Source organism: Pseudoroseicyclus tamaricis, from assembly GCF_012070395.1.
GTDB lineage: Bacteria > Pseudomonadota > Alphaproteobacteria > Rhodobacterales > Rhodobacteraceae > Pseudoroseicyclus_A > Pseudoroseicyclus_A tamaricis.
The window spans coordinates 114,393-126,558 of sequence record NZ_JAAFYS010000004.1 but is presented as its reverse complement, the minus strand read 5'-3'; the positions used below and the strand labels follow the sequence as shown (position 1 = coordinate 126,558).

The 12,166-nt window shown below is 71.0% G+C and carries 12 protein-coding genes; 4 read left to right on the top strand and 8 right to left on the bottom strand.

The features are described from left to right. The 6 genes from GY170_RS16440 to mutM form a co-directional block, all read right to left on the bottom strand. Nucleotides 1-231 carry a hypothetical protein gene (locus tag GY170_RS16440; protein WP_163895634.1) on the bottom strand — a complete coding sequence of 77 codons (231 nt, stop codon included), beginning with the start codon at nt 229-231 and terminating at the stop codon, nt 1-3. A 100-nt stretch (nt 232-331) separates the two neighbouring features. After that, nucleotides 332-1,006, bottom strand: a complete 675-nt coding sequence (locus tag GY170_RS16435) for a YjbF family lipoprotein (protein ID WP_167803330.1) — start codon at nt 1,004-1,006, stop codon at nt 332-334. Continuing rightward, a complete protein-coding gene (locus GY170_RS16430) occupies nt 985-3,093 on the bottom strand; it encodes a YjbH domain-containing protein (RefSeq protein WP_235924231.1) in 2,109 nt (702 codons plus the stop codon). The genes GY170_RS16435 and GY170_RS16430 overlap by 22 nt, the downstream gene beginning before the upstream one ends. A 94-nt stretch (nt 3,094-3,187) precedes the next feature. Beyond that, nucleotides 3,188-4,357, bottom strand: a complete 1,170-nt coding sequence (locus GY170_RS16425; RefSeq protein WP_163895630.1) for a TIGR03862 family flavoprotein — start codon at nt 4,355-4,357, stop codon at nt 3,188-3,190. 412 nt (nt 4,358-4,769) lie between these two features. Beyond that, nucleotides 4,770-5,546 carry an enoyl-CoA hydratase-related protein gene (locus tag GY170_RS16420; protein ID WP_163895629.1) on the bottom strand — a complete coding sequence of 259 codons (777 nt, stop codon included), beginning with the start codon at nt 5,544-5,546 and terminating at the stop codon, nt 4,770-4,772. Between the two features lie 55 nt (nt 5,547-5,601). Further along, complete coding sequence (gene mutM, locus GY170_RS16415; RefSeq protein WP_163895627.1) at nt 5,602-6,447, bottom strand: bifunctional DNA-formamidopyrimidine glycosylase/DNA-(apurinic or apyrimidinic site) lyase; 846 nt, start codon at nt 6,445-6,447, stop codon at nt 5,602-5,604. A gap of 63 nt (nt 6,448-6,510) precedes the next feature. On the opposite strand from mutM, the gene ubiE reads away from it, so the two are divergent. Next, a complete protein-coding gene (gene ubiE, locus GY170_RS16410) occupies nt 6,511-7,254 on the top strand; it encodes a bifunctional demethylmenaquinone methyltransferase/2-methoxy-6-polyprenyl-1,4-benzoquinol methylase UbiE (RefSeq protein ID WP_163895625.1) in 744 nt (247 codons plus the stop codon). Nucleotides 7,255-7,256: 2 nt separating this feature from the next. Then, on the top strand, nt 7,257-8,786 hold the full coding sequence (gene ubiB, locus GY170_RS16405; RefSeq protein ID WP_163895622.1) for a 2-polyprenylphenol 6-hydroxylase: 1,530 nt from the start codon (nt 7,257-7,259) through the stop codon (nt 8,784-8,786). Nucleotides 8,787-9,008: 222 nt separating this feature from the next. On the opposite strand, the gene GY170_RS16400 is transcribed toward ubiB, so the two are convergent. Together GY170_RS16400 and fliK are read right to left on the bottom strand one after the other, a co-directional pair. Further along, on the bottom strand, nt 9,009-9,686 hold the full coding sequence (locus GY170_RS16400) for a flagellar hook capping FlgD N-terminal domain-containing protein (RefSeq protein WP_163895620.1): 678 nt from the start codon (nt 9,684-9,686) through the stop codon (nt 9,009-9,011). 16 nt (nt 9,687-9,702) lie between these two features. Further along, nucleotides 9,703-11,325, bottom strand: coding sequence for a flagellar hook-length control protein FliK (fliK, locus tag GY170_RS16395; protein ID WP_163895618.1), 1,623 nt, complete (start codon nt 11,323-11,325; stop codon nt 9,703-9,705). Nucleotides 11,326-11,434: 109 nt separating this feature from the next. On the opposite strand from fliK, the gene GY170_RS16390 reads away from it, so the two are divergent. Together GY170_RS16390 and GY170_RS16385 are read left to right on the top strand one after the other, a co-directional pair. Then, nucleotides 11,435-11,728, top strand: a complete 294-nt coding sequence (locus tag GY170_RS16390) for a rod-binding protein (RefSeq protein ID WP_163895616.1) — start codon at nt 11,435-11,437, stop codon at nt 11,726-11,728. Further along, nucleotides 11,721-12,071: a flagellar protein FlgN gene (locus GY170_RS16385; RefSeq protein ID WP_163895614.1), complete on the top strand. Its 351-nt coding sequence runs from the start codon at nt 11,721-11,723 to the stop codon at nt 12,069-12,071. Before GY170_RS16390 ends, GY170_RS16385 begins: the two co-directional genes overlap by 8 nt. The last annotated feature ends 95 nt before the right edge of the window (nt 12,072-12,166 follow it).

Sequence of the window (12,166 nt, the reverse complement as noted above, 5' to 3'; positions counted from 1 at the left end):
TTAGTCGGACTCGCCGTCGGACTCGGAGGCAGCGGCGATCGCGACGAGCGCGGTCAGCACGGCGGCCGGGATGACCCAGACGGGGAGCGAGAAGCCGCCGCCGACAGCGACATCTTCTTCGATGACGACAACTTCCGGAACTTCCACGACGGGGGCAAAGCCGCCGGCCATGGCCGACCCGGCAGCCGTCGACGCGATGGCAGCGGCAGCGAGGATCTTGTTGAGGCGCATGTTAACTTCTCCAGTTGATAAACAAGGCGTTACATTCCCTATATCGGCCTGCACCTTGAAACTCAACCCGCATCTCTCCAGCGGGAGGCCCGGCCGCAAATCAGAGCGAGTTCTCGCGCAAATATGCAACAGTCTCGGAGACGAACTGACGGCTCGCGACGATTTCCCCAGCAGAATCAAGCCAGTACTTGTTCTTGAACTGCAGGCCGCCGCCCAGGCATTCTTCTTCCCACCCGCGGGCGGGAACTTCTTTGAGCCCGAGGTTCACCGTCTCGAGCGCTCCTCCGCCGATAGTGCAGTCGAAGCTGGTGCGCTCGATCTCATCGAGGGGCGAAAGTGTCTCGTGAACGCGGCGCGTGGTGCCACCTCCGGCGCGAATCGCGGCCAGCAGGTTGCCCGGGTCGGCCGCCATCAGGTCATCCGCGAGGCCGCGCGTGCCGACGAGGATCCCGTCGCGATAGGCGGCCGAGAAGCGGTACTGGCTCTCGTAGGTCACCCGCCCGTCGCTGGCCTCGACGATTCGCGCGAGGCCCGCGGGGTAGAGCCCGTGGATGGTGATCAGCGAGTAGGCGCCGGGGTTCGCCGCCACCTCCTGCGGGCTGAAGCCGGGGGGCGCCGCCGAGGGGTCGCCCGGCGGGCCGGCGCCGAGCGCGGGTATCGCGGCGCGGGCGAGGGTGAGGACAGGGCTCTGCTGTCCCGTCGTCCCGCAGGACGACAGGGCCATCAGGGCGGCGGCGATCAGGGCCTTGCGCATCATCTCCAGAACCGTCCCCATCCGTCTTGCAGGTCGCTCAGGTGCCCGTCGCGCACCGTTTCGTAGAGCCGCCCGTCGATATCCAGCTTGGCGCCCCCGTCGCGCGAGAGCGAGACGATGTTGGCGTCGAGCGTCTGGCGCGTCGGCGTGCCCGTGAAGTAGTCGAGCGGCACCGTGATGCGCACGCCCTTGTCGAAGGAGCCTTCGCCGAACTCCTCGAAGGAGACATCGGTGAAGGTGAAGTAACCGCCGATCTTCCAGCCGTTCTCGAATTCCCGGTCGAGCGAGAAGGTCGCCCCCCAGTCGCCGGCGAGGTAGCGGCCGGCATCGACCTGGGCGTGATAGCCGAAGTCGAAATCGTAATAGGCCGAGACGTGCCCCGTGACGATGTCATAGTCCCGGAAGCCGAAGAGCTGCTCGTACTCGCGCTGCACGGCGTAGTTCACCTCGGCGCCCAAGGCCCAGCGCTGGTCGGGCGGCGCGTAGAGCAGCTCGCCCGAGACGCCGCCGAACATCGGCTCGAGATAGCCGAGCGTCACGCGGGAGTAGATCGCGGGCGCCGGGCGCCCGTACCACGCGAGGGTGAGATACTCGATCCCCGGGTTGCCGGTATTGGCATAAAGCTCTCCGTCGGAGCGCACGTGCGGCAGCACGGAGTCGGACGGCTTTGGATCCTCGCGGTAAGGCGTCAGCGCCAGCCGCATGGCGCCGGAGGCGACGAGGCTGGGCGTGATCTCGTAGCGGGCCTTGGCCTGCAGGCCGAGCTCCACCTGCAGCGGCTCGTCGTTGTCGAAGAGCACGAAGCCAGCATAGGGGCCGAGGCCCCAGGTGAAGGCGGGGGAGGGGTCCTCCACCTCCGTCAGGCCGGCGTTGGGCCCGGCAGGGCCGAGCGTGCCGCGCTGGAAGATCGCATCCGTCCCGCCGACGCGATTCTCCAGCGCCTCGATGTCGGAGCGGGAGAGGGTGACGCCGGAGACGGCGATGCCGGAATATTCCGGCTCCAGCTCGAAGGTCTCCACCTGCGGCGGCGCCTCACGGGTGAGGATGCGGGCGACGCGTCCCAGGGCCTGCGCCTCGGCGCGGTAGCGCGGGTTGTGGTAACGCACGCGCAGCCTGTCGCCCGCCAGCTCCACCCCGCGCAGCTCCAGCCCCTCCTCTGCGAGGGCGGCGCTGAGCCGGGGCGTCAGCTCCGTCTGCGTGACGGCGCCCTGCCAGGAGGCGGCGGCATCGGCGCCGCGCACCCGCACCGGCGGCGGCGGCGAGTCGAAGCCGCTGGGGAGCGGGCGCTCCTCGACGTTGAGCAGCACCGTCGCCGCCAGCGCCAGCTCGTTGCCGTGCAAGTAGTTGAAGGCCAGCTGGATGCCAGGCCGCGGGAACCAGACGACGCCCACGTTCAGCGGCGTGCTGTAGCCGAACTCGTTGCGGCTGCGCTCCAGGTCGTACCCGTCGGAGGAATACTCCGCCTTGAAGGTCAGCTTTTCCGTCGCCGCCCATTCCACGCCGCCGAAGATCGCCGCCGGGCCCCGGAACCAGGATTCGTAGGAGAGGGTGCCGCCCTGGCCGATCTCCTGCTGGGGCCGGGTGTCGAAGTCGTCGCCGAAGATGCCGAGCGGGTTGTCGAAGCCCCCCTCGCTCGCCAGCCGCCCCCAGCCGAGGCCGGCCGAGGCGCGGACCGACGTGCCGAAGGTCTTCGAGGCGACGACGTACTCGCTGGAGAGGATGCCGGTGCCGAGGAAGTCGCGCAGGCCGACGGTGACGGCGGGGACATACTCGCTCTCCTGCACCAGCTGGTAGGCGATGTCGAAGCTGCGGTCGTAGAGGTTATTCTGATCGAGGTTGGTGTAGTAGTCGAAGAAGGTCGAGTAGCGCAGGCCGACGCTCAGTCGGTCTTCCACCTGAAAGCTGAAATTCGTGCGGATCTGCCCCGAAAAGCCGGTAAAGGTGCCCGAGATGGTGCCGGACGACGGCATGGCGGCGACGGGCGTGTCGATGATGCCGGGCGTGCCGTAGAGGGCCCAGCTGATCCCCTCGTCTGCCTGTGCGGGGCCGGAGGCGGCGCCGAGCGCGGCGAGGCTCGCGGCGGCCAGCAGGCGGCCAGTCATGGTCATGTGCTCGGGGCCTCCCCAGGTGTTTTACATCTCCTAACCGATCCGGCGACTGGTTGGAAAGCAACAACGCGTGCAGGCGGGCGGCGCGGGCGGCTCAGCGCCGGGCGAAGGCCGCGGCGGCGCGCCCCGCGTGGCGGCCGGTGGCGAGGCAGGCGGTGATGAGGTAGCCGCCCGTCGGCGCCTCCCAGTCGAGCATCTCGCCGGCGGCGAAGGTGCCGGGCCGGGAGCGCAGCATCAGCCCCTCGTCCAGCGCGGCGAAGCGCAGGCCGCCGGCGGTGGAGATCGCCTCGTCGAGCGGGCAGAGGCCCGAATGGCGCAGCGGCAGGGCCTTGAGGCGGGGCGCGAGGTCTGCCGGCAAAGGGCGGGCGAACTCCATGAGCAGCGCCAACTTCTCCGGCGGCAGCGAAAGGGCGCGGCGGAGCCGGTTGGGCGTGCTCAGCTTGCGCGGCTGGCGGGCGAGCCGAGCGCGGATCTCCTCCTCCGCGAGGTCCGGCAGCAGGTCCACACGGAGGGGCGCACCGGCGCGGAGGGCCGGGGTGAGCGGGTAGATGCCGCCGCCCTCGATGCCTTGGGCGGAGAGGACGATCTCCCCCCGGCTCTCCAGCGCGCCGGCGGTCAAGCGCAGCCCCTTCACCGGCCGCCCGAAGTGCGGCGCCATGTGGGAGGACCAGTGGACGCGCAGCCCTGCGTTGGCGGGAGCGAAGGGCGCGACGTCGGTATCGAAGCGGGACGCCCAGGCCCCGTCGGAGCCGAGCCGCCGCCAGGAGGCGCCGCCGAGCGCCAGAACGGTGACGCGGGGGGCGAGGCGTGCCGGGCCCTCCGGCGTGTTGAAGGTGAGCGCCGGGCCGTCGAAGCCGGTCCAGCGCCAGCGGCGGCGGAGGGTCACCCCGGCGCCCGAGAGGCGGGCGAGCCAAGCGCGCAGGAGGGGCGAGGCTTTCATGGCGGTCGGGAAGACGCGTCCGGTGGAGCCGGTGAAGAGCGGCTGCCCCAGCCCCTCCGCCCAGGCCATCGCTTCGGCCGGGCCGAAGGCGGAAAGGGCGGCGGAGAGGGCCGGGGGCAGGGGGCCGTAGGCGGCGCGGAAGGCCTCCTCCGGTTCGTCCTTGGTGAGGTTCAGCCCGGATTTGCCGGCCATCAGCAGCTTGCGGGCGGGGGAGGGCATGGCCTCGGCAACGGTGACGGAGAGCCCGGCCGCCGCCAGCTCCTCCGCCGCCATCAGCCCGGCCGGCCCGGCGCCGACCACCAGTGCCTCGATCTCCTCCGCCATCGCCCTCGCCCCGGTTGTGCGGGGGGTGTATGGGGCGTTCGGGGGGCGGAGCCAAGGTGGCAGGGGCGCGGCCCGGAGCTTTTCCCCCGCCCGGTGCGCGCCAAAGGCGCAGGGCGAGCGCCGGCCCGTCCCGCGGGCTGGCGCTCTGGCTGGGCTTGGTGCCTCGCTCGGAGTGGGGAGGGGGTTGGCTGGCATAAAGCGCACAGCGGCACCGTCGGGGCGCCACCCCACGGGCCGGCGCTCGCCCTGCGCCTGCGGGCTGAGCGCGGAGTGGAGAGGGGGAAGGTGGGTTGGAAACCCACCCTACGGGTCGATCGGCTTGTGCTGTTCTTCCCGGACCCGCTGGGGCCGATTTCCATATGGAAATCGGAGACGGAAACCATATGGTTTCCGCGCCCGGCATCAGCCCGCGCTAGCGGTCGCGGAACTGCGGCTCGCGCTTCTGGCGGAAGGCCTCCATCCCCTCCGCCTGATCCTCCGTCGCGAAGAGGGAGAGGAAGAGCTTGCGCTCCACCCGGAGCCCCTCGGCGAGGGAGGTCTCGAAGGCGGCGTTGACCGCCTCCTTCGCCGCCATTGCGGAGATCTGCGACTTCTCGGCGATCTTGTCGGCCATCTCCCGGGCCTTCTCCAGCAGCTCTCGCGCCGGCACGACGCGGGAGACGAGGCCGGCCCGCTCCGCCTCCTCGGCGTCCATCATGCGGCCGGTCAGGTGCAGGTCCATCGTCTTGGCCTTGCCGATGGCGCGGGCCATGCGCTGGGTGCCGCCCATTCCCGCGATGATGCCGAGGTTGATCTCCGGCTGGCCGAACTTCGCCGTGTCCGCCGCGATCACCGTGTCGCAGAGCATCGCCAGCTCGCAGCCGCCGCCGAGGCAATAGCCGGCCACCGCCGCGATCACCGGCTTGCGGATGCGCGCCAGCCGCTGCGCCTCCGGCCCGTAGAGATCGGCCAGCCAGGCCTCGGCGAAGTCCATCTCCGCCATCTCGGCCACGTCGGCGCCGGCCGCGAAGGCCTTCTCGGAGCCGGTGACGATGATCACCCGCACGTCCTCGGCCTTGTCGGCCGCCTCCAGCGCCTGCCCGAGCTCGGTCAGCAGGGCGCGGGAGAGGGCGTTCATCGCCTCCGGCCGGTTGAGGGTGATGGTGGTGATCTCGTCGGACGTGTCGACCTTGATCAGCTTGTAGGCCATGCAGGGGCTCCCCTCTCTCGCTTTGGTGGACACAGACGGGCCGCGCCTGCCCGTGTCAATGCTGGCAGCCGGGGCACCAGAAGGTCGAGCGGCCCGATTGCACCAGCCGCTGCACCTGCCGCCCGCAGGTCGGGCAGGGCTCCCCCTCCCGCCCGTAGACGCGGAAAGTATGCTGGAAGTAGCCGAGCTCTCCGCTCGTCTGCCGGTGGTCGGAAATGGAGGAGCCGCCCGCCTCGATCGCCTCCACCAGCACGGCGCGGATGGCGGTGACCAGCCGGTCGACCGCGGCGCGGGAGAGGCCGCCGGAGGGGCGCTTGGGAGAAATCCGGGCGCGGTGCAGCGCCTCGCAGACATAGATGTTGCCGAGGCCGGCGACGATCTTTTGATCCATCAGTGCCGCCTTGATCGGCAGCTTCCGGCCCTCCAGCCGACCGGCGAGGTAGGCGGCGTCGAACCCGTTGCCCAAAGGCTCGGGCCCTAGGCCGGCGAGCAGCCGATGCGTCTCGATCATCTCCGTCGGCCAGAGGTCGAGCGCTCCGAAGCGGCGGGCATCGTTGAGCGCGACGCGGGCGCCGTTCTCCATGTCGAGGATCACATGGTCGTGGGTCTCGGGCGTCGCCCGCTCGTGGTGAAAGCTCCCCGGCGCCTGCCCGGAGATGGTCATCCGCCCCGACATGCCCAGATGCAGGATCATCGTCTCCCCGCCCTCGAGCCCGGCGAGAATGTACTTCGAGCGCCGTCCCAGCAGCTCCACGCGCCGCCCGGCGAGCCTCTCGGCCAGCCGTTCGGGGAAGGGCCAGCGCAGCCCCTCGCGGCGCACCTGCGCCTCGGCGATCCGCTGCCCCTCCATCGCGGGGGCGAGGCCGCGGCGCACCGTCTCCACTTCCGGCAGTTCTGGCATGGCCTTTCTCCTTGGAAGGTGCAGGTGTAAGCCCCAGATGGTTGAAGCGGAAGGGCCCCGGACATGACCGACAAGCAGACCCATTTCGGCTACGAGGACATCCCCGAGGGGGAGAAGGCCGCGCGCGTGCGCGGCGTCTTCGAGAGCGTCGCCTCCCGCTATGACCTGATGAACGACCTGATGAGCGGCGGCATCCACCGTGTCTGGAAGGCCGCGATGATGGACTGGCTCGCCCCGCGGAACGGTCAGCGGCTGCTCGACGTGGCGGGGGGGACGGGCGACGTCGCCTTCCGCTTCCTGGGGCGCGCGCCGCAGGCGACCGCCGTCGTCTGCGACATGACCGCGGAGATGCTGGAGGCCGGCAAGACCCGCGCCGAGGCGGAGGCGATGGCCGCCAGCCTCGACTGGGTGGTGGGCGACGCGATGGCGCTGCCCTTCGAGGATTCCAGCTTCGACGTCTACACGATCTCCTTCGGGATCCGGAACGTGACCGATCCGCAGGTGGCGCTCAACGAGGCCTTCCGCGTGCTGAAGCCCGGCGGTCGGCTGATGGTGCTGGAGTTCAGCCAGCTCCCCGTGCCGATGGCGCAGAAGGCCTATGATGCCTATTCCTTCAACGTCATCCCGCCCATGGGCCAGATGGTGACGGGGGACCGCGCCTCCTACCAGTACCTCGTCGAATCGATCCGTCGCTTCCCCGATCAGGAGACCTTCCTCGGCATGGTCGAGGCGGCCGGCTTCGAGCAGGCGCGCTACCGCAACCTCTCGATGGGGATCGCCGCGCTTCATTCCGGCTGGAAGCTCTGAGGGTGCGGGGACCGCACAACATCCTGCGGCTGATCCGCACCGGCGCGACGATGGAGCGTTCGGGGGCGATGGCCGAGGTGCTGCAGGCCGTGCAGGCGCCGCCCCATGTGGCCGTGATCCTGCGCGTGCTGGCCTGGCCCTTCCGCTGGCTCGGCTACAAGGGCGACCCCTCGCTGCCGCCGGTGCCGCAGGCGCTGACGGTTTTGGGGCCGGCCTACATCAAGTTCGGGCAGATTCTCTCCACCCGGCCCGACGTGGTGGGGGAGGATCTCGCCTACCAGCTGCGTGTCCTGCAGGACAAGCTGCCCCCCTTCCCGACCTCGCAGGCCCGCGCCGCCGTCGCCCGGGAGATCGGTCGCCCGGTGGAGGAGCTCTTCTCCGAATTCTCCGAGCCCGTCGCCGCGGCCTCTCTGGCGCAGGTGCACAAGGCGAGGATGGCCGGCACGGGCGAGCAGGTGGCGGTCAAGGTGCTGCGCCCCGGCATCGAGCGGGCCTGCCGCAAGGATACTGACGCCTTCCACTTCGCCGCCCGGGTGATCCAGGCCCTGATGCCGGGCGTGCGCCGCCTGCGGCCGACCGACGTGGTCGATCACTTCGAGAGCGTGCTCTTCGCCGAGCTCGACCTGCGGCTGGAAAGCGCCGCGGCGGCGGAGTTCTCCGCCAATACTGAGGAGGACCCGAAGTTCCGCATCCCCCACGTGAAGTGGGATGCCTCGGGCCGCCGGGTGATGACGATGGGCTGGGCCGAGGGGATCGGCGCCGCCGATATCGACGCGCTCGACGCGGCGGGCATCGACCGGCGCGAGCTGGCGCAGCGGGTGCTGCAGCTCTTCCTCCTGCACGCGCTGAGGGACGGCTACTTCCACGGCGACATGCACCAGGGCAACCTGAAGGTGGCGCTGGACGGCACGCTGATCGCCTTCGACTTCGGCATCATGGGGCGGATCGACGAGTACACCCGCCGGGTCTACGCGGAGATCCTCTTCGGCTTCATCCGGCGCGACTACCGCCGCGTGGCGGAGGTGCATTTCGAGGCCGGCTACGTGCCGCCCGACCGCGACGTGGACGAGTTCGCCCGCGCGCTGCGTGCCGTCGGCGAGCCGATCTTCGGGATGGACGCCTCCCACATCTCCATGGGGCGCCTGCTGGCCTACCTCTTCGAGGTCACCGAGCGCTTCGGCATGCAGACGCGGACGGAGCTTATCCTGCTGCAGCGGACGATGGTTGTGGTGGAGGGGGTGACGCGCTCGCTCGATCCGCACATCAACATCTGGCAGGTCTCCAAGCCCGTGGTCGAGGAGTACATCAAGGACAACATCGGCCCGAAAGCCTTCCTGCGCGACATGGCTGCGACGGCCCGCGTCCTCGCCCGCTTCGGCCCACGCCTGCCTCAGCTCGCCGAGGAGGCTCTGGCCCGGACCCGCAAGGCGGAGAAGGAGGCGGAAACGCTGAACTCCGTCCAGCGCCTCGCCTGGGCCCTGCTCGGCGGCGGCGTGACCGCGCTGGCCGTCTGGGTGATCTGGATGGTCTGACCGGTGGTTCGGCCCCTACGGACGGATCGCCGACGGCGACCGCCTACCGGCGCGCCGGCGATCCTTTTGGAATGTCGGAGAGGGTCGCGGTGTAGAGCGGAGAGGGGGCGCTGCCCCCGACTGCAGCGACCCCGGATGCACTTGTCATAAGCAATTAGCAGCGATAGCCACGGGAGCAGCAAGGCTGCCCTGCGCGGGAGGCTGGCGCTGCTACCGGCCAGATCAGGTGGCGGCGCGCAGGCCGGTGACGGAGCTTGCGGGGGCGGCGGCGCCGCCTTCGAAGAGCAGCAGGATGTCGCCGCCCTCGGCGCGCACCTCTGTCACCTCGATATAGGCCTCCGCCATCTCGGAGAGCAGCACCTCGCCCTCGGAGTAGGAGACTGTCGCGAAGCTGTACTGGCCGGGCGGGAAGGGCTGGCCGGTCTCGTCGACCCCGGCCCATTCGACCGGCTCGGCGGAGACGGGGATCTCCATCCGCTGCACTTCCGTGCCCTCGGCGTCGGTCACCACGAGCTCCACCCGGTCGGCCGCGAGGGCGGGGTTGGGGGCGACGGTGATGGGCGCGCCGTCGAACCAGGCGGGGGCGGCGACGCGCACCTCCTCGCCGACCCAGCCGGCCATGTCAGCCATCGAGGTGAGAGCCAGCTGGCCGGACATCGCTGTCAGCAGGTCATTGGTGAGCACCTGCTGCTCGACCCCGGAGAAGGTGGCGAGTTGCATGGCGAAGTCGTCGGCATCCACCGGGTCCAGCGGATCCTGGTTCTGCAGCTGGGTGGTCAGCATGTTGAGGAACGTCTTGAAATCGGAGGCGATGACCGCCTGCCCGTCCGACTGGCCGGCGGCGACAGGCATGCCGGCTGGGGTGGAGGGGGGCGCTGTGGTGCCGGGGGAGATGTCCATGTCAGGTCCTTTGTCGTCAAAGCCGCAGGTCGAGCCCGCCGGTCGCGGCGGCGGTGGGCGGGGGCGCGGCGGGGGCCGGGAGGGGATCGGCCGGGGCGGCTGTGGTGGGGGTGCCCTCCCCGCCACCGGCCTGGCTGTCGCCGGCCTCCTCGCCGGTGGTTGTGAAGTCGAGCGCCACCTCGTCGTAGCCGAGCTCCTGCATCTCGCGGGCGAGGTCGGCGGCGTGGCGGCGCAGCAGGTCGGCCGTGTCCTGCCGGTCGGCGCTGATCTGCAGCACGAGCGACCCCTCGTGGCTGTGCAGGACCATGCGCAGCGAGCCGAGCTCCTCCGGCGAGAGGCGGATCTCCACCCGCTCGCCCGGCGTCTGCGGCAGCGCGGCGCTGACCTGCACCAGCGTCTCTCGCGCAGCGGCGGGCGTTGCCTGAGGCGCGGCGGCGGGTCCTGTCGCCGCATGGGAGGAGCCGGGAGCGCCGGTGCCGCCATCGACGGCGGCGAACGGGGCGGGCGCGGGCTCGGCGCCGGAGGGGGCCAGTGGCAGCGGCGGTTCGGGCAGGCTGCTTGACGCGGGCACGGCCGGCGGCGGCGCCGCGGCTGTCTGCGCAGCTCGGGCAGAGGCCGTGGGTGCAGCGGTTTCCTGCGCGGTGCGAGCGGCAGGATCGGCCGAGAGACGCGGCTCGCGAGGCGCATCCCCGTCTTGCAAGAGCTGAGATAGGCCGGGCCCGTCCGCCGAGGCATTCGCGGCTTTGGACGGAGAATCGGCCGAGCGGCTCGCTGCCATCCCGATGGCGGCCGCGGCTGCGGCTGGCGTCGCGGGGATGACTTCGGAAGGCGTGGCGCGGAGGGACGCGCCGGCCCCAGCCATCTCGGGCGAGAGGGAGGCGGCGCCGGGGATCGGGGGCTGAGCAAGCTGCGCGCCGGGCAGTTGGCCAGCCGGGGCCGGCGTCGCGGCCGGAGCCGGCGCCGGAGCGGTGTCCGGCTGGCCGGAGAGCGCCGCGCGAATCGCATCCGCCCGGGCGAGCCGGGTGGCCGGTGCCTCCGGTTGCGGGGGCGCCGGCTGGCCATCCGGGCTGGCCTGGGCGGCAGCATGGAGGAGGCGGGGAGAGTCGTCGGTCGACTCGCGGCTGGCGAGGGCGGTGAGGATCGTGCCGAGGGCGGAGGTGCCACGCGGGCCGACGCCGAGCCTGTCAGCAGCGCCGTCAGCTTCGGCCGGCAGCGTAACCTCGCCTTTCTCGCCTGCGCCGGTGGGGGCCATGACGAGCGGCAGCTCCTCCATCTTCCCCTGCGAGGACGTCCCGTCTCGGGCGATTGGCTGCACGGCACCTTCGGCACTCTTTGGCAGAGCTTCTGGCAGGAGCGTCTCCGGAGAAACGTCCGTCTCGCGCGGCCGACGCTCTCCTTCCCTGTCGCCGCGCGCCTTGTCCTCGGCAGCCCTCTCCCGGCCGGTCCTGTCATAGATGCCGGAGAAGCCGGCTGCTTCCTCCGCCTTGCTCCCGCCGTCGGTCCGGGGCTCGCCCGCGCGGTCACGGGCGCTGCCGGTGTCGCTCTCAGCCGCGCGGGCCGAATCGCCGCGGTTTCGGGCCGGGGCCTCGGGCGCGTCGGCGGGGCGGGAGGGTCCATTCTGGACGAGAAGGAAGGTCATCGGCGAATCCGGCTCGAGAAGCATCGCCGGGACGATAGGCGAACAGGCTTACCGGCTTTTTAACCGGGATGCGGCATCGTCCGGAAAAGTCGCCGCAACGGAGCTTCGCATGCGAATCGATGCCCCCCTTCCCCTGGCCACTTCCGCGCCGCCAAGCCCGCCCCCCGGGGCGAATCTCTCCCGCCTGCGCGCCGCGGCTGAGGAACTCGAGGCGACCTTCCTCGCCGAGATGCTCAAGTCCGCCGGGCTCGGGCAGATGCCGTCGGAATTCGGCGGTGGCGCGGGGGAGGAGCATTTCGCCTCCCTCCTGCGGACCGAGCAGGCCCGCGCCATGGTGGCCGGCGGCGGTATCGGGCTGGCGGAGCACATCTTCCGCAGCCTCGCGGAGCAGGCCGATGGCTGACGTCGCCGCAGGGGCGAGCGCGCCCGCCTTCGAAGAGCTGCTCGCCGAAGAGCGCCGCTGCATCCTGGCCGGCGACTTCGCCGCGCTGGAGGAGACGGGGCGCCGCAAGGCCGAGATGTTCGAGCAGCTGCGCGAGAGGGCGGCCCGTGAGGAGCTGGCGCGCCTCGGTCCGCAGCTCAAGCGCAACCAGCGGCTGCTCGCAGCCGCCATCGCCGGCATCCGTGAGGCGGAGGCGCGTGTCTCCATCCTCCACAAGGCGGATGCAGGTTTCACGACCTACACGGCCACGGGCACCCGGGCCTCCGTCGGCCGTGCCCGCCCGGGCATGGAACGGCGGGCATGATCGCCGCGATTGAGTCGAATTCGACCTATCCAGACGAGGCGGCTTAGACCCGCGTTAAGGCTCCCCGCCGCATACAACAGGGGCATCCAGCAGGA